At 65.7% G+C, this 20,425-nt stretch carries 17 protein-coding genes; 15 read left to right on the plus strand and 2 right to left on the minus strand.

What is annotated here, in order from left to right; genetic code table 11:
* The first annotated feature begins 26 nt into the window (after window positions 1-26).
* On the plus strand, window positions 27-1,820 hold the full coding sequence (locus AB4Z27_RS12390) for an IlvD/Edd family dehydratase (RefSeq protein ID WP_255370783.1): 1,794 nt from the start codon (window positions 27-29) through the stop codon (window positions 1,818-1,820).
* Window positions 1,821-1,838: 18 nt separating this feature from the next.
* Here AB4Z27_RS12390 and AB4Z27_RS12395 read toward each other — a convergent pair whose 3' ends face one another.
* Window positions 1,839-2,720 carry a LysR family transcriptional regulator gene (locus AB4Z27_RS12395; RefSeq protein WP_149138440.1) on the minus strand — a complete coding sequence of 294 codons (882 nt, stop codon included), beginning with the start codon at window positions 2,718-2,720 and terminating at the stop codon, window positions 1,839-1,841.
* A gap of 94 nt (window positions 2,721-2,814) precedes the next feature.
* Between AB4Z27_RS12395 and AB4Z27_RS12400 the strand changes: the two genes are divergently transcribed.
* From AB4Z27_RS12400 to AB4Z27_RS12410, 3 genes are all read left to right on the plus strand, one after another.
* Window positions 2,815-3,771: a dihydrodipicolinate synthase family protein gene (locus AB4Z27_RS12400; protein WP_092293818.1), complete on the plus strand. Its 957-nt coding sequence runs from the start codon at window positions 2,815-2,817 to the stop codon at window positions 3,769-3,771.
* Window positions 3,772-3,859: 88 nt separating this feature from the next.
* Complete coding sequence (locus AB4Z27_RS12405) at window positions 3,860-4,141, plus strand: hypothetical protein (protein ID WP_143093877.1); 282 nt, start codon at window positions 3,860-3,862, stop codon at window positions 4,139-4,141.
* The gene (locus AB4Z27_RS12410) at window positions 4,138-4,815 is read left to right on the plus strand and encodes a LuxR C-terminal-related transcriptional regulator (RefSeq protein WP_092293814.1); all 678 of its coding nucleotides are present in this window, start codon (window positions 4,138-4,140) and stop codon (window positions 4,813-4,815) included. The genes AB4Z27_RS12405 and AB4Z27_RS12410 overlap by 4 nt, the downstream gene beginning before the upstream one ends.
* Here AB4Z27_RS12410 and AB4Z27_RS12415 read toward each other — a convergent pair.
* Window positions 4,812-5,468: a response regulator transcription factor gene (locus AB4Z27_RS12415; protein WP_092294372.1), complete on the minus strand. Its 657-nt coding sequence runs from the start codon at window positions 5,466-5,468 to the stop codon at window positions 4,812-4,814. The genes AB4Z27_RS12410 and AB4Z27_RS12415 overlap by 4 nt on opposite strands.
* Window positions 5,469-5,710: 242 nt before the next feature.
* On the opposite strand from AB4Z27_RS12415, the gene AB4Z27_RS12420 reads away from it, so the two are divergent.
* The 11 genes from AB4Z27_RS12420 (at window position 5,711) to AB4Z27_RS12470 (ending at window position 20,394) form a co-directional block, all read left to right on the plus strand.
* On the plus strand, window positions 5,711-6,310 hold the full coding sequence (locus tag AB4Z27_RS12420; protein WP_092293812.1) for a TagK domain-containing protein: 600 nt from the start codon (window positions 5,711-5,713) through the stop codon (window positions 6,308-6,310).
* Entirely contained in the window at window positions 6,297-6,821 is a 525-nt protein-coding gene (tssE, locus tag AB4Z27_RS12425; protein WP_092293810.1) for a type VI secretion system baseplate subunit TssE, read from the plus strand. The genes AB4Z27_RS12420 and tssE overlap by 14 nt, the downstream gene beginning before the upstream one ends.
* Window position 6,822: 1 nt before the next feature.
* Complete coding sequence (gene tssF / locus AB4Z27_RS12430; protein ID WP_092293808.1) at window positions 6,823-8,703, plus strand: type VI secretion system baseplate subunit TssF; 1,881 nt, start codon at window positions 6,823-6,825, stop codon at window positions 8,701-8,703.
* Between the two features lie 4 nt (window positions 8,704-8,707).
* Window positions 8,708-9,733, plus strand: coding sequence for a type VI secretion system baseplate subunit TssG (tssG, locus tag AB4Z27_RS12435; RefSeq protein WP_255370782.1), 1,026 nt, complete (start codon window positions 8,708-8,710; stop codon window positions 9,731-9,733).
* Window positions 9,734-9,753: 20 nt separating this feature from the next.
* Window positions 9,754-10,824, plus strand: a complete 1,071-nt coding sequence (locus tag AB4Z27_RS12440; RefSeq protein ID WP_441591370.1) for an ImpA family type VI secretion system protein — start codon at window positions 9,754-9,756, stop codon at window positions 10,822-10,824.
* 87 nt (window positions 10,825-10,911) lie between these two features.
* Entirely contained in the window at window positions 10,912-11,949 is a 1,038-nt protein-coding gene (locus tag AB4Z27_RS12445; protein ID WP_092293806.1) for a fimbrial protein, read from the plus strand.
* Between the two features lie 25 nt (window positions 11,950-11,974).
* Complete coding sequence (locus AB4Z27_RS12450) at window positions 11,975-13,351, plus strand: GlcNAc-transferase family protein (RefSeq protein WP_092293804.1); 1,377 nt, start codon at window positions 11,975-11,977, stop codon at window positions 13,349-13,351.
* A gap of 50 nt (window positions 13,352-13,401) precedes the next feature.
* Window positions 13,402-16,110, plus strand: a complete 2,709-nt coding sequence (gene tssH, locus AB4Z27_RS12455) for a type VI secretion system ATPase TssH (RefSeq protein WP_441591281.1) — start codon at window positions 13,402-13,404, stop codon at window positions 16,108-16,110.
* Window positions 16,111-16,261: 151 nt separating this feature from the next.
* Entirely contained in the window at window positions 16,262-16,813 is a 552-nt protein-coding gene (locus AB4Z27_RS12460; protein ID WP_092293800.1) for a fimbrial protein, read from the plus strand.
* 62 nt (window positions 16,814-16,875) lie between these two features.
* Window positions 16,876-17,616 (plus strand): fimbria/pilus periplasmic chaperone, encoded by a 741-nt coding sequence (locus tag AB4Z27_RS12465; RefSeq protein WP_441591371.1) that lies wholly within the window; start codon window positions 16,876-16,878, stop codon window positions 17,614-17,616.
* A 99-nt stretch (window positions 17,617-17,715) separates the two neighbouring features.
* Window positions 17,716-20,394 carry a fimbria/pilus outer membrane usher protein gene (locus tag AB4Z27_RS12470; RefSeq protein ID WP_441644553.1) on the plus strand — a complete coding sequence of 893 codons (2,679 nt, stop codon included), beginning with the start codon at window positions 17,716-17,718 and terminating at the stop codon, window positions 20,392-20,394.
* Window positions 20,395-20,425 lie beyond the last annotated feature (31 nt).

A 20,425-nucleotide genomic window follows, 5' to 3' on the forward strand; every position in this document is an offset into this window, starting at 1 on the left:
GATTGTTGTTCGCACACGCCGCATCCATGACTCAGAAACCCAAGGACTCCTCCTCTCCCGAATCGACGGAATCGACCCCATCGACGGATTCGACCCAGGGCCAGCCCGGCGCCACCGGCTTGCGCAAGGGCCTGACCAACTATGGCGACCAGGGCTTCTCGCTGTTCCTGCGCAAGGCGTTTATCAAGGGCTCGGGCTATACGGACAGCGCGCTTGATCGACCGGTCATCGGCATTGCCGACACCGGGAGCGCGTACAACCCGTGCCACGGCAACATGCCGCAGCTGCTGGAGGCCGTGAAGCGCGGGATCATGCTCGCGGGCGGGCTGCCGATGGCCTTCCCGACCATCTCCGTGCACGAGAGCTTTGCCGCGCCGACCAGCATGTACCTGCGCAACCTGATGTCGATGGACACCGAGGAGATGATCCGCGCCCAGCCGATGGACGCGGTGGTGCTGATCGGCGGCTGCGACAAGACCGTGCCGGCCCAGCTGATGGGCGCCGCCTCGGCCGGCGTGCCGGCCATCCAGCTAGTGACCGGGGCGATGCTGACCGGCTCGCACCGCAGCGAGCGCGTGGGCGCGTGCACGGACTGCCGCCGCTACTGGGGCAAGTTCCGCGCGGGCGAGATCGACGCCGAGGAGACCGCCGACGTCAACAACCAGCTCGTGGCCAGCGTCGGCACCTGCTCGGTGATGGGCACGGCCAGCACCATGGCCTGCCTGACCGAGGCGATGGGCATGAGCCTGCCCGGCGCGGCCACGCCGCCCGCCGTGACGGCAGACCGCATCCGCATTGCCGAGCTGACCGGCGCGCGCGCGGTGCAGATGGCGCGCGAGCGGCTGACCATCGACCGCATCCTGACCCCGGCGGCATTCGAGAACGCGATGCGGGTGCTGCTGGCCATCGGCGGGTCGACCAACGGCATCGTCCATCTGGCGGCCATCGCCGGGCGCGTGGGGCTGGACATCGACATGCAGGCGCTGGACCGCATGGGCCGCGAGACCCCGGTGCTGCTCGACCTGAAGCCGAGCGGCCAGCACTATATGGAGGACTTCCACAAGGCCGGCGGCATGGCCACGCTGCTGCGCGAGCTGAAGCCGCTGCTGCGGCTGGACGCGCTGACAGTCACCGGCCGCACGCTGGGCGAGGAGATCGAGGCCGCCGGCCCCGGCTTCGCCCAGGACGTGGTGCGCACGATGGCCGCGCCGATCTATCCACAGGGCGGCATCGCCGTGCTGGCCGGCAACCTGGCGCCGGGCGGCGCCATCATCAAGCAGTCGGCCGCCGATGCCCGCCTGATGGAGCACGAAGGCCGTGTGGTGGTGTTCCAGGACTCGCAGGACCTCGTCGAGCGGATCGACTCGGATGACCTCGACGTGACGGCCGACGACATCCTCGTCCTGCGCAACATCGGCCCGAAAGGCGCCCCCGGCATGCCCGAGGCCGGCTATATCCCGATTCCGCGCAAGCTGGCCCGCGCCGGCGTGAAGGACATGGTGCGGATTTCGGACGGCCGCATGAGCGGCACCGCGTTCGGCACGGTGGTGCTCCATGTGACGCCCGAGGCTGCCGTGGGCGGCCCGCTGGCGCTGGTGCGCACCGGCGATCGTATCCGCCTGAGCGTGAGCCGGCGTGAGCTGAGCCTGCTGGTATCGGACGAGGAACTGGCGCAGCGGCGCGCGGCATCGGACTGGATCGAACCGAGCGCGCCGCGCGGCTACCTGAAGCTGTTCCTGCAGACGGTGACGCAGGCCGACCAGGGGGTGGATTTCGACTTCCTGCGCGCGGCGGAGACCCGTGGCAAGACGCCGGAGTAGGGGGGTGTCCGGGGGGTGTCAGGTCCGGGTGGTCCGGAACAGCGCGCGGGCCTCGTCGAGCAGGGCTTCGGCCAGCGAGGCGCGGGGCCCGTGCGTGGCCCATATCAGGCCCACGCGGCGCACCGGCGCGCGGTCCGGCAGCGGCAGGCGGGCGATCTTGAGCGGGCCGTCCCACATCGGCGCCCAATCCGGCACCAGCGCCACGCCGAGCCCTTCGCTCACCAGCGCGGCGATGACCATCAGGCCATCGACCTCGAGCCGCTGGTGCGGCCGGATATCGTGGTCGCGCAGGTAGCGGTCCGCGAGCTGCCCGCCCAGTACGGAGCGGTCGTAGCGGATGAACGGCTGCGTGGCCAGCAGCGCGTGCGGGTCCTGCCCGGCCAGCGCGGCGGGTGCGACGACCACCAGCGGTTCGGCGATGAATTCGGCCCACTGGTAGCCCTTGGCCACCGCGAACTGCGGCTCCACCACGATGGCGGCATCGAGTTCGCCGCGCACGAGGCTTTCGCACAATTCGATCGACCGGCCCGGCTTGACGAACAGGTTGACGTCCGGATGCCGCCGGTAGAGCTGGCCCAGCAGCGGCGGCACGATGCTGCCCATCGCCGTCACGAACGAGCCGAGCCGGAATTCGCCGAGCGAGGCGTCGCCGCTGGCCACGGTGCTCATGTCGCGCACATCGCGGATCACCTGCCGCGCGCGCTCCAGAATGCGGATGCCGGCCTCGGTCGGCACCACCGAGCGGCCAGCGCGCCGCACCAGGGGGACGCCAATCTCCTCCTCGAGCGCATGCAGCCGGGCCGCGATGGCGGCCGGCGTGAGGTCGAGCCGGCGCGCCGCTTCCGCGAGCGAGCCGACATCCACCACCGTCACGAAGCTTTGGAGAAATCTGACATCCATGCCGTGATGCTAACAAATCCCATGACCTTGAAGGGGACGCCGCTTGGGGCTACCCTGACGCTCGCTTTCCCTGACTACCCCCCCAGGAGCCACCATGCCTTCCCCCGCTTTCACCGCGCTGACCGCTGACGCACGCGGCGTCTTCCCCATCGCCCCGACGCCGTTCTTCGACGATGGCACGATCGACATCGCCTCGATCGACCGCCTGACCGACTTCTACCTGGCCTGCGGCGCCACCGGCATCACCGTGCTGGGCCAGCTGGGCGAGGCGCCCAAGCTGGAGCACGCGGAATCCGTGGAGGTGGCCGCGCAGATGATCCGCCGGGCGGGCCGGCTGCCGGTGGTGGTGGGGGTGTCGGCGCCCGGGTTTGCCGCCATGCGCGCGCTGACCCGCGAGGTGATGGAGCGCGGCGCGGCCGGCGTGATGATCGCCCCGCCCAACACGCTGCGCACCGATGACCAGATCGTCGGCTATTACCGCCAGGCCGTGGAGGCCATCGGCGCCGACGTGCCGTTCGTGATCCAGGACTACCCGCTGACCTTCTCGGTGCAGATGACGCCCGGCGTGATCCGCCGCATCGTGCAGGAACTGCCTTCGTGCGTGATGCTCAAGCACGAGGACTGGCCCGGGCTGGAGAAGATCTCGACGCTGCGCGGCTTCGAGAAAGACGGTTCGATGCGCCATATCTCCATCCTCTGCGGCAACAACGGCCTGTTCCTCGACTACGAGATGGAGCGGGGCGCCGACGGCGCCAACACGGGCTACTGCTTCCCGGACATGCTCTGCGACGTGGTGCGCCTCTCCGCCGCCGGCCAGCGCGAGGCCGCGCACGACCTGTTCGATGCCCACCTGCCGCTGCTGCGCTACGAGCAGCAGCCCGGCGCGGGGCTGGCGGTGCGCAAGTACGTGATGATGCGGCGCGGCTTGCTGACCTCGGCCGCCCAGCGCAAGCCGGCGGCGGCGATGACGCCTACCGCCAGGTCGGAGGTCGACCATCTGCTGGTGCGTCTGGCACGGCACGACGCGCGCGCGGCTGCGGCGCTCGGCTGAAGCAGGCTTTCCCCAAGGATTCTCGGACTCGTCCTATATCGCTAAGCCGCATTGGTTGGTAATGTGACGCGATACGTGCCTGCCAGGCATGCCATTCGCATTTGCTCGTCGCAATCAATATGAAGCAGGATGGATTTACTTTGGGGATTCGGCAATGGGAGACAGGGCTAACCTGATGCGCACGCTCGTATCGTTCGCACTCCTGCGTGAGGCAGAGCGCAAGGTCTTCATCTCGCAGATGAACGAATTCCTGCTGGCCTCCCCGAAGATCCGGCAGCGCATCGTGGAAGAATGGCGCGAGCATGCCGAGGGCCACAGGAAGCCCACCGCCGGCCCAGCGGGGGATTGCAATACATCAGGCCTGTTATGAGTCGCTACGGTATCCGGGTCATCTTTGCCGATGACCATCCTGTGCTCACGCTTGCAAACCGCCATGTCGTCGCCGCCGTTCCCACCATTGCCTGTGTGGGCGACGCGCGCAATTCGACCGAACTCGTCGATCTGCTACAGCGTACGCCCTGCGACGTGCTGGTCACGGACTACGCCATGCCCGGCGGCGAATACGGCGACGGGCGAACGCTGATCTCGTTCCTCACGCGCCGCTATCCGGCGCTCAAGCTCGTGGTCATGACCATGATGGACAACCCGATGGTGCTGCGCTCGCTGTTCAGCCAGCGCATCCACTGCGTCGTCAGCAAGTCCGACGACCCGGGCCACGTGGTGCCGGCCATCCATGCCGCATTCCGTGGGGATCGCTATGCCTCGCCGCGCGTGGAATCGCTGCTGGAGGCCTGGCCGGTCACCGAAGGCAGCGGCGACGACGCACGGCTGCGGGCACTCAGCCAGCGGGAACTCGAGGTGGTGCGCCTGTTCGTCTCCGGCATGACCGTCTCCGAGATCGCGGCCGTCCTGCGGCGGACCAAGCAGACCATCAGCACGCAAAAGCTCAACGCGATGCGCAAGCTCGGCATCGACCGTGACGGCGACCTGTACCGATACGCGAACGAGGTCGGGCTGGTGGCGAGCGTGTCGGGCGCGGCCTAGTGGCTAACGTCGTCAAGCAACGCGAGCGAGGCGGCACAGCGGATCAACTCCATGTCGTTCCGGAGCCCCAGTTTCTGCATGGCGCGGTTCTTCTGGGTGCTCACCGTCTGCTTCGCCTTGTGCGTCCTGGCGGCGATCTCGCTGATCGTCATCCCGGACACATAGAGCCGCACCACCTCCATCTCCCGCGCCGATAGCCCGCCGCCCGGCGCAGCGAGCAACCGGCCGATGGCTGGCGAAAGGTACGCCACACCGCGCCGGGCTTCGCGTATCGCCGTGACGATATGCCCCACTTCGTCGAACTTGCTGACGATGCCCGTCATGCCGCGCGCAAGAATGGCGCGGACTAGCACCGGGTTCTCCTGCGCCAGCAGCACGACGGCGGCAATGCTCGGATACGTGCGCCGCAGGTATCGCAATAACGCCATGCCATCCATGTCATCCCGGCCGCGCATCGAGTAATCGACGAGCACCACGTCGCATTCGAATGCACGCGACGACCGTTCGAACTCCTCGGCAGTCGCGTGAATGCCCACGAGTTCCAGCTGCGGAGACGTGCTGGTGATGTGCTCCACGCCGAGTCTGGCCAAGGGCCGGTCGCCCGCAAACACGACCCGGATGCGCTGACCTGACGCGAAGTTCAGTTGATGCATGGCGATGTGTGTCCGATATGGAAGGTCTGAAACGGCCGGATTGTAGAGGGCCGCGACGCGCTCGCACATCGGAATTCTCCGAGAAATGCGACCACTTCTCCTGATACGCCCCATGCGTCACTGGCGTGGCGTCGAAAGGCGCGCGAACGCATTGGAAAAATCGGACTAGTTCAATAGATTGCCCGGCGCCGGCTTGCTAGTCTTCGTTCTCTGGAAAACTCTTTCCAGCCTCGAACGGCGCCATGAACGAAACAGATGCAGCACGCGAGGAGGGCGCGGTGTCCATGTCCTCCGATTACAGCGACTTGGTCGCGTTGGCCATGGGCGGCGCGCAGGATGTGCCGCCGCTGCCGGATACCGCGTTGGTACGGCACGCTTCCGACGCCAGCCTGCCACTCGCCGACCTCGACGCCTCCGACGTGCTCGGGCAGCTTGCTGTCGAGTACCGCGAGGCGCTGATGTCCGTTGGGCAGGTGCCGAAGCGGCTCAAGCGCCTGGGAGCCGGGTGCGCGTCCGGTCCGCTGCCCCCCGATCCGCTTCGTCTGAATACGAAGGCGACCTCCGCCGTCTGCCTGTTCGACGATCTGCTTGGGCCGCGCCGCATCGACCGCGTGCTGGACAGCCTCGACAGCTTCGGCGCGCAGCAACTGTTTTCGCCGCCGCCCCGGCACGAGATCCTGAGACTCTTCGCTGCCCGCCATCAACAGACACGCCGCACAGGCCAGTTCGCGCTGCTGGCACGCCAGGAGCACCATGCATCGAGCATGGATAGCTGCCTCGCCATGCCGGATATCGCGGCCGACACGTCCGACGACACGGGAGAACGCCATGCCACCACGTGACGGCGGGTTCCGCAACGCGTACCTCCCCTCCCTGCTGGATCGCCTGCAGGACGATGCCCCGCAGCAACGCAGCGAGCCGGCCGAGGCCTACGCCCCGGACGAGCGCGGCATGCGTCGCATCATCCAGCGCGATCTGGGCCTGTTGCTGAATACCACCAACCTGAACGAGGAACTCGACGCCGAGGCCTACCCCGAGGTGGCGAACTCGGTCGTCAACTACGGCATTCCGCCGCTCTCCGGCGGGTTCGCCACGGAAATGACCTGGGAGCGGCTTGAGGAGCGGGTGCGTACCGCGATCGCCCGCTTCGAGCCCCGGCTGATTCCGGACACGGTACGGCTACGCCCGCTGCGCGACACTTCCGCACGGCGCTACAACAAGATGATGTTTGAAATCGAGGCGCTGATGCAGTGGACGCCCTATCCGCTCGAATTCCGCATCCAGAGCGTGTTCGACCTGGAACTGAGCAAGGTCTCGCTCCAGTCGGGCCATACCCCGGGATCGGCAGGCTGACATGGATCCGAAGTTTCTCGAGTACTACAACCGCGAGCTGACCTACCTGCGCGAATCGGCAGGCGAGTTCGCCGCACAGCATCCGAAGATTGCGCGCCGGCTGGGCATGGAGGGCATCGAAGTCGCCGACCCCTATGTCGAGCGGATGATCGAGGCGTTCTGCTTCATGTCCGCCCGCACGCACCTGAAACTGGATGCGGAATTCCCGCGCTTCACCCAGCGGCTGCTTGAAGTCGTCTACCCGAACTACGTGGCGCCCACGCCTTCGATGGCGGTGGCGCGGCTGCATCCGAGCCTGCGCGAGGGCGAGTTCAGCCAGGGATTCAAGGTGGCACGCCATAGCGTCATGCGCTCCGCAGTCCCGCCCGGCGAGCAGACTGCGTGCGAGTTCCGCACCGGGCAGGACGTCACGCTCTGGCCGATCGAGATCGTCGATGCGCGGCTGACCGCCGTACCGCCAGATCTCCCGGAAACGGGGCATCTGCTCCGGCACCGCCAGTTGCGCGGCGCGCTGCGACTGCGGTTGCGTACGGTTGGCGACATTCGATTCAACGAGATCAAGGGGCTGGATCGGCTTCCGCTCTATATCGACGGCGACGAACGCATTGCTTCGCACTTGTTCGAGCTGATCCATGCGGGCGCGGTCGCGTCCGTGGTGCGGCCGGAGGGCGTCACCGATCATGTGCGATGCCATGTCGTGTCCAGGGCACCGGTCGCGTTCGAAGGCTTCGAGCCGGACCAGAGCCTGCTGCCGCTGCGCTGGAACAAGTTCAGCGGGCATAACCTGCTCCAGGAATACTTCTCTTGCCGGCAACGCTTCTACTTCTTCGTGCTGACGGATCTGGCGAAGGGCCTGTCGCACGTGGACGGCAAGGAAGCGGAGATCGTGCTGCTGCTGGACCGTATGCCGGACGAACTGGGCGTGCATGTCGATGGCAGCCGCTTCCTGCTGTTCTGTACGCCAATCGTCAACTTGTTCCCCCGACGCACGGACCGTGTGGAGGTCGACCGCAGCCTGACGGATTTCCATCTAGTGGTCGATCGCGCACGTCCGCGTGACTACGAGGTCTACTCGGTCTCGCGCGTGTTTGGGCAGAGGGCGGAGACCTCGACGGAGATCCAGTTCAATCCGCTGTACCAGACCCTCCACAGCGACCTTGGCAACTATGGCCGGTACTTCTCGGTGCGGCGAGAGCAGCGCATGCTGTCCGGCGATGCCCGCAAGTACGGCACGCGCACGGCCTATATCGGCACGGAGGTGTTCCTGTCGCTGGTGGACCAGGCCGAAGCGCCATATGCCGACGATATCCGCTACCTGTCCGTGGAGGCGTGGGTGACTAACCGCGACCTGCCGCGCCTGATGCCGCGCGGCGTGGGCGGCCATCTGACCATGCCTGATGCGGTGCCGCTCGAGGCCGTCAGCCTCGTCCATGCGCCGAGCGCTCCGCGCGCACCCTACGCGAGCGACGAAGCCGCGTGGCGGCTGATCCGCCAGCTCAGCTTCAACTACATGCCGCTGTCGGAACTCGATCATGGCGAAGGCGCGCAGGCGCTGCGCAACATGTTGCGCCTCTTCGTGACCAGCAGCGAGCGCGAGCAGATCGCGCAAGTCGAGAGTCTGGTCGGCGCGAAGACCCAACCCGTGGTGAGCCGCCTGCCGGGCCATGGCCTGCTGGTGTACGGGCGCGGCGTACGCTGCGAGCTGACGGTGGACGAGAACGGCTTCTCCGGCGCCAGCCCGTACCTGTTCGGCCTGATCCTGGAGCACTATCTCGCGCGCCACGTGGCGATCAACGTCTTTTCGGAAACCGAACTGCACTCGATGCAGCGGGGCCTGATCACGCGCTGGGCGCCCCGGATGGGAGGTCGCGGTGCGGTATAGGGCCGTGGAAGCGTCCCCGAATGCGGCGTTGCAGCCGGATGCCCTGCGCGCATGGTTCGACCACGGCCGTCCGTGGAAGTCGGGCTTCATGAGCCTGATGCGCGCGATTGCCGCGCGCGACCGGAACCGTCCTGCGCCGGGGTCTGCCGACCTGCCGTCTCAGGAGACCTACCGCATCGGCCAGCGCCCGGTGCTCGCCTTCCCGCCACGGGAAGTCGCGTCGCTCGACACGCGGCACGGACGGCTCGACATCCGCCTATTCGGCCTGGGCATCTGGGGCCCGCAGGGTCCGCTGCCGCTGCATGTCACCGAGTTGGCGTATCACCGGTCCGTCGCGCTCCAGGACCGGACTCTCGAGCATTTCGCCGACCTGTTCCACCATCGCGCACTGTCGCTGTTCTATCGCGCCTGGGCTGCGGGCCAGTCCACCGCCGCACTCGACCGGCCTGACGAGGAGCGGTTCTCGTTCTACGTCGCCAGCCTGATGGGAACGGATCAGGACGAAGCGCGCCAGAGCTGCCTGCCTACCCACGCCCGTTACGGCGCGTCGGCGCACATTGTGCGCGAGGCCCGGAACCCTGAGGGCATCGCGGCCACGCTGTCGCAGTACTTCGATGTGCCGATTGCGGTCGAGGAGTACGTGCCGCACTGGATTCGCGTCGACGCGTCCGGCCATTGCCGGTTGGGGCTCCCGGGCGCTTCGTCCTTCATGGGCGAGGCGGCGATGCTCGGCGAGCAGATTGCTGACCGGCAGCACAAGTTCCGGCTTGTGATCGGGCCGCTCGACTTCCTCCACTACCAGCGGCTTGCGCCGCGTGGCGAAGACTTGCGCACACTGGTCGAATGGGTGCGTGCCTTCATCGGCTACGAGTACGACTGGGAGATCCAGTTGCTGATCAAGCCAGAAGAGGTGCCAGCGCCGCACGTGGACGGGCGTCAGCGGCTTGGGCACTCGATCTGGCTGGGCGAGTGCGACCCGGCGCAACCCGTGTCCGGCATGGTCTTCGAGCCGGAGGCCTACGCGGCATGACCGAGAACCTCCCCATGACAATGCAGAACCTGGCATCCGCCGCGACGTCGCGCTACGACGACCTGCTCGAACCGGTTTCGGACGCAGCCGCCTGTGGTGATGACCTGGAATACGATCCGGCCTTCATCATGCTACAGGCCGCTGTGGCGCCGTCGGCGCCCGTGCAATACGGTGACTTCGTCGAGACGCCAGCGTCGGTCAACTGGGCCGAGGCCGAGCGCGAGTGCGAAGCGCTGCTGGCCCGAACCAAGGATCTCCGCGTGGCCATCATCCTGCTGCGCGCCGCCGTGCGGCTGCGCGGCGCGGCAGGTCTGCGCGATGGGATGGTCTTCCTCCAGGCCCTGCTGGAACGATATGGCAGCCGTCTGCATCCGTTACCGTACTTCGACGGCGAGTGGGATCCCGTCACGTTCGCCAATGCGCTCGCCGCGCTGGCGGACGCGGAAGGTGCGCTGGCCGATGTGCGGGAGATTCCGCTACCCAAGGCGGCCGGCGCGCAGTTGCAGCTGCGCGATATCGAGAAAGCACTGGCGATGCCGCGCCAGAAGGACGCACTGGCGCCCGAAAGCGTGACGCGCATGCTCAAGGAGCTGGCCGCACGCGGCGAAGCGGTCGTGCTGGCGCTTGGCGAAGCCCACGGCCGGTTGGCGCAGATTGCTGCATGGGCCACGAGCGGACTGAAGGCCGACGCGCCCAACCTCGCCCCGCTTTCCCGACTGCTGCAGCCATTCAGCGAGATCGATCGGCTGGTCGAGCCCGCGCCAGCGGCACAGCCGCCGGCACCCGTGGCTGAGATGCAGGCTGGGCGAGCGAGCGCGCCCGACCTTCCCAACCCCGTTCCGCGTGCCACGACGCCGCCGCCACACGCCGCACCCACCGCCACCACCGTCCCCACCGCCCCGGCAATGGACCGATGGACCGCACTCGCCACCATACGGCAAGTGCGGGAGTGGTTCGAAGACAACGAGCCAAGCAGCCCCGTGACCGTGATGCTGCGCGAGGCGGAGCGCATGGTCGGCAAGCGGTTCTCCGAACTCGCTCAAAGCATTCCCCTCGACCTGCTGTCGAAGTGGGACGCCGTGGACAACTGAAATGGCCCCAACGGGCACTCCCATTAACGCATCGGACGACAAGCCGGTCAGCCGGCGGTGTCGCCCGCAATCTCGACAGGTACTGTGATGAAAGGCTATACCAAGGGCTTCGCCGCGTTGCTGGGGCTTGGGCTCCTGCTGCCGGCGGGTGGCGCAATGGCGGCATGTAGTCAGGTGACACAGGCGGACATCGATGAGTGGACCGCAAAGGGACTGCCGAACATCGATGTCATCCAGAGGGAAGTCAGCTTCCATGTGACGTTTCCCTCGGCGATTGAGGTCAGGCCAGATCTTGCAGTTGGCGAGACGTTCGGCAGCGGGGCGTCCGAGAGCTTGGGACGCAGCACGGCGCTATTGAATTGCGATTGGCGCTCGGGCGGACAGGTTCGCTATGCATTCGTGAGCGCGAAGCAGCAAACCGCCTTTCCGGGGGTGGTGGAATCCGGTCTCAAGGGGATCGGCATTCGCCTCAGCTACGTCCGAAGCTCGGGGACAGTCAGCACCTTTCCCTTCATCGTGAACTTTGGGCCGGCGGAACCCAATCAGCCGTACTTCCCGGGCTTCCGTTCAGGGCTGCGGATGGTGGTCGATTTTGTGAAGACAGGAGAGATGGACGCCTCGTCGACGTTCAGCGCCGCGAACATCGCCACGGTCGCCGGCGATGGTTCGGGCGGGCCGGTTATCCGGGTATCCAACGGTAGTACGCGGATCAACGTGTTGCCCAGTTGCAGCCCAAGTACACCCAGCCGAAATGTCGATTTCGGTACATTTGGTGCCAACAGTGTCTCGCAGATAACGGGGCCCACGCGACCGATCAACTTTGAAGTGACATGCATCGGCCCCGCGTCGCCCAGATCGATCACGGCCAAGCTCACCGGCACCCCGGACACGGAAAATCATTCGCTGCTCAGGAATACCGGCGCGCAGCACCTCGGCATCCGGATCAAGGATCGCGATAGCGATACCGTGCTCAGGCCCAACGACAACGCCAGCGTCATCAACAAGCCAGGTAACACGAAGCTCTTCACATACAACCTCGATGCCACCGTGCTGCGAACCGGGACGCAGACGCCAACCGCTGGCCTGATCAATGCCACTGCCGTGTTCACCATGGCGGTCAACTGAAGGCGACGGTGAGGGCGGCAACGTGATGGAGGAGAGCATTTTCGTGCAGGTGGCGAGCTATCGGGATCCGCAACTGATCCCGACCTTGCACAGCCTGATCAGGCAGGCGTCGCGGCCGGAACGCCTGCGCGTGGTGGTGTGCTGGCAGCACGGCCTCGACGAGATGATCGGCAAGTTCTTCGCGCATGGCTTCTCGCATTGGCAAGTGGTGATGCATGAAGGGCTCACCGTGCATCGGCTTGTGCTGGCGGAGGCGACGGTTGAACTGATCGATGTGCCCGCCATGGAAAGCCAGGGCGCCTGCTGGGCGCGGAACCTGATCCAGCAGCAGTACGCCGGCGAAGCCTATACCTTGCAGATCGACTCTCACCATCGTTTCGTCCAGGGATGGGACAGGATGGCCATCGACATGCTCGAGTCGCTGCGCGATGAAAGCGAGAAACCGGTGCTGACTGCCTATCTGCCAGCTTTCGAGCCGGCGGACGATGACCCGTCGCGCCGCGGCCAGCATCCCACCTCCCTCATTTTCGACCGCTTCGTCGCGGCCGGGGCGCTGCTTGTGGCGTCGCGCCGGATGCCGGACTGGCAGGCGCAGACCAAACCGCTCAAGGCTCGCTTCTATAGCGCGCACTTTGCCTTTGCCGACGGGAATTTCTCGACGACTGTCCAGCATGATCCCGAGTACTTTTTTCACGGCGAGGAGATCTCGATTGCCGCGCGGGCCTTCACCCATGGGTATGACCTGTATCACCCGCATCGTGTGCTCGCCTGGCATGAGTACACGCGCGACTATCGCGCCAAGATGTGGGATGACCACACGCCCGAGAACCAGGCGCTTGGGCTGGTGAAGACTGCGTGGTTCGAGCGTGACAGACTCTCACAGGCGCGCAATCGCGCCCTGCTCGGCGTGGACGGCGCGAGCGCTGAGGGCACCGATTTCGGTCCGTATGGATTCGGACAAGTACGAACACTGGCTGAGTACGAGGCCTATGTGGGCGTCAGCTTCGATCGGCGCGCCGCCACGCCGGAAGCGTTGCGTGGCGATCCTCCCTCGCCCGGTGCGGCACATCCTGAAACTGACCTCGCACTCCTGCGCTGCTCCCATGACGTGGCCGTCGAACTCTATCTCGGCGACCTCGACAGCCTGTCTGGCTTGAAGCACATCGCGTTCACGGTGCTCGCGGCGGATGGCGGAACGCTCCACGACGACCTCCAGCCCGCCACGGGATTACCGCAGCTCCTCGCCGAGCACAACGGCTGGCTGTCCCGGCGACTCCTCTTCCAGTCCGGCGCCGACGGCACCCCGGTCCGCTACATCGCCAGATTCGTCAATGCAGACGACGTCACCGTGCACGAGCTGGCGCGCGACGTGCCGCCCTACGGCGCCCCCGCCTCGACCTGAACACCGCCCATCGGCGGACCCATTCCCTTCCCGGCATCTGCCGTTAGACCATGACCCCATCCAGAAAGACCCTGTTCGGCAAGCTCGGCGAAACGATGTTTCGCGGCATCGAGTCGGCCACAACGTTTTGCAAGCTCCGCGGCAACCCTTACGTCGAACTGGCGCATTGGCTGCACCAGATCCTCGCGCTGCCGGACAGTGACATGCACCGCATCTGCCGCCATGGCGGCGTGGACCGCGAGAAGCTCGACGCGGATCTGGTCCGAACACTCGCCGGCTTGCCTTCCGGCGCCAGCTCGATCAGCGATTTCTCGAACCATATCGACATCGCCATCGAGCGCGCGTGGGTGGTTGCGACACTCGAGTTCCGTGACCTGCGCGTGCGCGGCGCCTGGCTCATGGCGGCGCTACTGAAGTCGCCGGAGTTGCGGCGCGTACTGCTGTCGATTTCCCCCGAGTTCGCGAAGATCGGTGTGACCGATCTGAATGCCATGCTGCCGGCCTGGATCATCGACTCGCCAGAGGAAGGGGACTCGGCCTACGAAAGCTCCGACTTCCCGGCGGCGATGCCTGGCGTCGCGTCCGGCGCCATCGGAGACGCCTCGGTGGCCGGCTCCCCCCTGGAGCAGTACTGCGTGGACCTGACTGCCCGCGCGCGCGCCGGGGAGGTGGATCCGGTGATCGGGCGGGAACTGGAGATCCGCACGATGATCGACGTGTTGGTCCGCCGCCGGCAGAACAATCCGCTGTTGACGGGCGAGGCCGGTGTCGGCAAGACCGCTGTCGTGGAGGGGCTGGCGCTGGCCATCGTTAGGGCTGATGTGCCGTCGAAGCTGGCCGACGCGCGGGTCCTGAGCCTGGATGTGGGCGCACTGCTGGCTGGCGCGAGCATGAAGGGCGAGTTCGAGGCACGCCTCAAAGGCGTACTGGCCGCGGCGGAGACGAGTGCCGGGACCGTGATCCTGTTTGTGGACGAGATCCACACGCTGATCGGCGCGGGCGGGCAGGCTGGCACTGGCGATGCCGCGAACTTGCTCAAGCCGGCACTCGCGCGCGGCACGATCCGGACGATTGGGGCGACGACGTGGGCCGAGTACAAGCGCCATATCGAGAAAGACCCAGCGCTGACGCGGCGTTTCCAGGTGCTGCAGGTCCACGAGCCGCAGGAGCCGGCGGCCATCGACATGGTGCGCGGGCTGGTGAAGACGTTCTCGCGGCACCACGGCGTGGTGGTACTCGATGCCGCGATCCGCGCCGCGGTGGCGTTGTCGCACCGCTACATTCCGTCCCGCCAACTGCCCGACAAGGCCATCAGCCTGCTCGACACGGCGTGTGCGCGGGTTGGTCTTTCCCAACAAACGCGACCACGGGAGTTGCAGGACGTGCAGCAGCAGTTGCTGGCTGCGCGCGCCGAACTTGACCTGCTGGAGAGCGAAGCGCGCATCGGGCTCGAAGTCGACGGGAATCTGGACGACGTACGGACTCGCATTGGCGGATTGGAAACCGAGGAAGCCGCCATTACTGCAAGGTGGGATGCACAGCGGGAGGCCGCGCAGGCGTTGCTGTCCGCGCGCGAACGGATCGAACGCGGCGCGGAAGCGGAGGCAGGCACCGATGGCGAGTGGGAGCCGCTGCCTTCGATGGAGGTGCTGCGCGAACGCGAAGCAACCATGGCAGCACTCCAGGGCGAGGCGCCACTCGTGTTTGCCGAGGTCAACGAGGCGATTGTCGCCGAGGTCGTCTCCGACTGGACCGGCATCCCCGCCGGACGCATGGTGACTAACCAGGTCGCCGCCGTACAGGCCCTCCCGGCCACACTCGCCAATCGGGTGATGGGGCAGGAGAGCGCATTGCATCGGATCAGCGAACGGGTGCAGACCGCACGCGCCGGGCTGACCGACCCCGGCAAGCCGCTCGGCGTGTTCCTGCTGGTGGGCCCGTCCGGCGTCGGCAAGACCGAAACGGCGCTGGCGCTGGCGGAAGCGCTCTACGGCGGCGAGCAAAACCTGATCACGATCAATATGAGCGAGTACCAGGAGGCGCACACCGTCTCCGGGCTCAAGGGTGCGCCGCCTGGATATGTCGGCTATGGCGAGGGTGGCGTGCTGACCGAGGCGGTGCGGCGGCGGCCTTACGCGGTGGTCCTGCTTGATGAAGTGGAGAAGGCGCATCGCGACGTCCACGAAATGTTCTTCCAGGTTTTCGACAAGGGATACATGGAGGATGGCGATGGCCGCTACATCGACTTCAAGAACACGGCGATCCTGCTGACAAGCAATGTCGGCGCCGAACTGATCTCGCATCTTCATGCCGATGCCTCTGACGTGCCCGAACCCGATGCGCTGCGCGACGCGCTGATGCCGGCGCTGCTGAGCGCCTTCCCGGCCGCCTTCCTGGGCCGCGTGACCGTGGTGCCGTATCGCCCGCTGGCGCATGCGTCGCTGTCGAACATCGTCCGCCTGCACCTCGACCGCGTCGTGCAGCGCATGCAGGACCATCACGACATCGCGGTGCTCTACAGCCAGGCGGTGGTCGACTACGTGATCGGGCGTTGCCTTGTGCAGGAGACGGGCGCGCGTGCGCTGATCGGTTTCATCGACCAGCACATCCTGCCGAGATTGTCGGCGCTCTGGCTGGAATCGGTCGCGTCGCGATCCGTGCTGACGCATATCGAGGTCGATATTGGCGATGCCGAGCTGGCTCCTGCGGCGGCGCTCTGCCTGCACGCGCGGCAAGCGGAAGTCATGTCGCAGAACTGACAGGAACTTTCGTACGAGTCATATATGCGCCGGAAATGCCGGCTTGTACGATGCGTTCGTCGTGAAGTGAGGCGGGATCCGAGGTTGGTCAACGCCGTTTTGCAGCAACAGCGGAAGGACTGAATCCGCATCTCAATTGGAAGGACGTTTCATGAATAAGCAAGTACTCCAGGTTGCCGTCGCAGCATTGCTCGCGATGGGCGCCGCATCGAGCGCTGTCGCGCAGGCCGTTGTCGCGCAGGGTCAGGTGAATTTCGCTGGCCGGCTGACGGGGCAGACCTGCTCGATCACTGCCGGTGATCGCAACAAGACCGTGACGTTGCCAGCCATCTCGATTGCCAGCTTGACAACAAAGGGTCATACCGCCGGCTCGAGGCCGTTCAGCATCAATGTCGAGAACTGCCCGGTCGGGGTGAACAGCGTATCTGCGCACTGGGAGATCACGAACCTCAATCCTGAAACCGGGAACGCCCGCAATCTCGCCACCGCCACGCCCGCAGGCAACGTTGAAGTGCAGTTGCTCGATCACGACGGCGCGGTGCTGCGTCTGGGCGACAGCGGCAAGCCCATTCAGGTCGCGCGGACGGCCGCAGACGCCGTCGGTACCGCAACGCTGCACTACGGCGGCCGCTACTACGCGACCGGTGCAACGTCTGCGGGCATGGTTTCGACCACTGCGAACTTTACCCTGGCTTACAACTAAGGCATGCGGCAGATTGGCTGGCCCGCTCGCGGGGCAGCCGCTCAAGCGCGTGGAGATCAATGATGCATGTCTGGCGATGGCTCTCCTTCCTGATTGCGGCCACAGTGGGACTGGTGTCGATACCGGCCCAAGCCGCGATTGTCATTACCGGTACCCGGGTGATCTACCCGGAAAAGAGTCGCCAAGTCTCCGTGCGGCTCAACAATGTCGAGGACACGCCGGTACTGGTGCAGGCATGGATCGACGATGGCGATACGTCCGTTCCAGTTGAGAAGCTCGACGTACCGTTCATCATCACGCCGCCGGTATTCCGTGCAGAAGGCGGCAAGGGCCAGACGCTGCGGGTGAAGTTCACCGGCAAGGCGATGCCCGCGGACCGTGAGACGGTCTACTGGCTCAACATCCTCGAAATTCCGCCCAAGCCGGTGGATGCCGATAGCAGGAACATGCTCCAGCTTGCGTTTGGCACGCGCATCAAGCTCTTCTATCGACCTGCCGCGTTGCGCGACGACCCATCCGCCGGGCGTGCTGGGTTGACCTGGACGGCCGCGCGCAATGCCGAAGGCAAGCAGGTGCTGCGGGTTGGGAATCCAACCGGCTACCACGTGTCACTCGACAGCGTGTCGGCCAAAGCCGGCACCGCCGACATCAGCTACCAGCCCCAGATGGTCCCTCCATTTGGCAGTGTCGAGCTTTCCCAAGTCGGGGACCGCAATGTCTCCCCACCAAGCGGTACGGCAATCACCTATTCCCTAATCAACGACTTCGGCGCGACGGTCGAAGACGTCGCCGCGGTCCAGTAACGCCAGCAGGCAACCCAGGGCGCTTCTCGTAGTCGCCGTCAGCCGCTGATGCTGCCGCTGAGTAGGCGTGATCACATCAAAGCAAGGCGAAATGTTTCTATGAGCACCAGGCATCGTTTGGCTGTGCGTCCGTTGGCACGGACGATGATGGTCCTTGGCGCATTTGTGTGCTACGGGCTGGATGCAGAAGCAGTGCAATCGAAGCCAGGTGGCGTACCGATCGAGGAAATTGAAACGCTCAAGACGGGACCGCGGGAGCGAAGCAAGCGGCGTCATCGGCCCAAGCTCGCCTCGGTGCAGTTCAATCCAGCGTTCCTGAACGGCCAGGTCGTGAGCATTTCCCGCTTCACGAATGGCAACCCCGTGCCGCCCGGCGTATACGACGTGGATCTGTCGCTCAATGGAAATTCGCAGGGGCAGCGCGAAGTTCAGTTTGTCGCCGTGGCAGACAGTGACGTGGCGGAGCCTTGCTTCACCATCGCGGCGCTGCGCGGTCTTGGCGTCGATGTTGACAAGGCGCTTCGATCCAGCGCGGACGACGCCGGCGCCCAATCCCGTCACGCAGCAGAAGACGCTGCCTTCAGCGAAGCGGACCAATGCATCCGACTGACGGACCTTGTGCCTGACGCACAGGTCGAACTCGACATCGCGGAACTGCAACTCGGTATCACCGTGCCCCAGGCGAGCATGGTGCAGACGCCATACGGGTACGTGAGCCCCGCCCTGTGGGACGCCGGCATCAAGGCGGGGCTTCTCCAGTACAACTTCAGTACATACAGCGCCAATCAATCTGGCGCCGACATGAGCAGTGCGTATCTTGGCCTGCAACTGGGCTTGAATCTGGGCCAATGGCGCTTTCGCCAGCGCTCCACGCTTGACTGGAACAGCAGCCAGGGCGGCATGCGCTGGAATAACCTGGCGACCTACGTCGAGCGAGACATCACGTCCTGGCGCAGCCGCCTGACGCTCGGCGACAGCTTCACGACCGGTGAAGTTTTCGATTCGTTCAGTGTGCGGGGCGTTCAGGTATCCAGTGAAGACCGGATGCTGCCCGACTCGATGCGTGCCTACGCGCCCATCGTACGCGGCGTGGCGGAAAGCAATGCGCGCGTGGTCGTCCGCCAGAACAACGACATTCTCTACGAGACGAGCGTCCCGCCAGGGCCGTTCGAACTCGCCGACCTACCGGCGATCGGCTACGGCGGAGATCTGCGCGTTACGGTGGAAGAAGCGGATGGGCGGCGCCAGACCTTTCTGGTGCCCTTTGCCGCCGTCCCTAACCTGCTGCGCCCCGGTTTCACGAAGTTCAACGTGTCCGCAGGCCAGTACCGCGACCAGCTCGTTCAGGATGAGCCATGGGTGGTGCAAGCAACCATCCAGCGCGGCCTGAACAATATGCTGACCGGCTATACGGGTGTCCTGGGCTCCGAGGGTTACAACTCAGGCTTGCTCGGCCTCGCCGTCAACACGCCGATCGGGGCAGTCTCAGCGGATGTGACGATGGCGCGTACGGAACTACCGAGCAGTTCGCATACGGGCAGCAGCTGGCGCGTCAGCTACAGCAAACGCATTCCCGGCATTGATACGAATGTCTTGCTAGGTGCCTATCGATATTCGACAAATGGCTTCTACAGCCTGCGCGACGCCATCTACGCGCGGAACGTGCGGAATCCCGCCGGCAACCTGATGAGCTATCGCACGCGCAACCGGTTGCAGCTCAGCATCAATCAGCCGCTCGGCACGATGGGCTCCGTGTATCTCTCAGGCAGCACGCAGGACTACTGGGATGGCCGTCGCGGACGAGATACCCAGTATCAGGCTGGGTTCAGCGGCGGACGCGGCCGGGTTGGATACACGATCTACGCGCAGCAGTCGTTCGACCAAAACCGCGCCAGACATACCCTGTTCGGCGTGAACCTGACGATCTCCCTCGGCCGCAACTCCGCGGTGGATCGCGGTCCGTTCGATTCCGTGTCGACGAATTTGACAGTGGACACCAACGGCGACAGCGCCTTCCAGACCAGCCTCAATGGGTCCACTGCAGGGGAAGCGCCCATTTCGTACGGCATCAACGCCCAACGGACATCGAGCGCTGGCGACAAAACAAATCTGCTCGGTGGCAACGCCACCTATCGCTCGCGCTATGGCACATACGCCGCGAACGCCTCCATCGGGAACCAGGGCCGCCAGTTCGGCCTGAACGCGGACGGCAGCATGGTCGCGCACGCTGGCGGCGTCACATTGGGGCCGCCGCTTGGCCAGGCTGCCGCACTGGTCGAAGCCAAGGGCGCGGAAGGCGGGCGGATTGTCAACGGTCAAGGCGCGCGCATAGACGGCAATGGCTATGCCTTGCTGCCGTCCTTGACGCCCTACCGCGTGAACCGGGTGGCGATCGACCCGACTGACCTGCCGGATGACGTGGAACTGGAGACTTCCAGTGACGAGGTCGTACCGCGCCTCAACGCCCTTGTGCTCGTGAAGATGCCAACCGTCACAGGCAAAGCGGCGCTGGTGGCCATGCATGACGCGGCCGGCAAGGCCCTGCCGCTGGGCACCGCCTTGTTCGCCGCCGACGGAAAGTCGATGGGGATCGTGGGTCAGGGTGGTTTGGCGTTCCTGCGCGGTCTGGCGGGCAGGGGCGCACTGCGTGCGCGGTGGGGCGAATTGACGAACGAGTCATGCGACCTCCCGTACGAGATGCCTGCTGGCGCGGGTGCGGGCGGGGGCGGTGACTCGGCCACGCGCCTGACACTGCGCTGCGTGGCAGCGGCGAGCTGAAGCGGAATCGATGTGAGTGGAGATCCCCGAG

It is taken from the genome of Cupriavidus sp. KB_39 (assembly GCF_052114485.1).
Lineage (GTDB): Bacteria > Pseudomonadota > Gammaproteobacteria > Burkholderiales > Burkholderiaceae > Cupriavidus.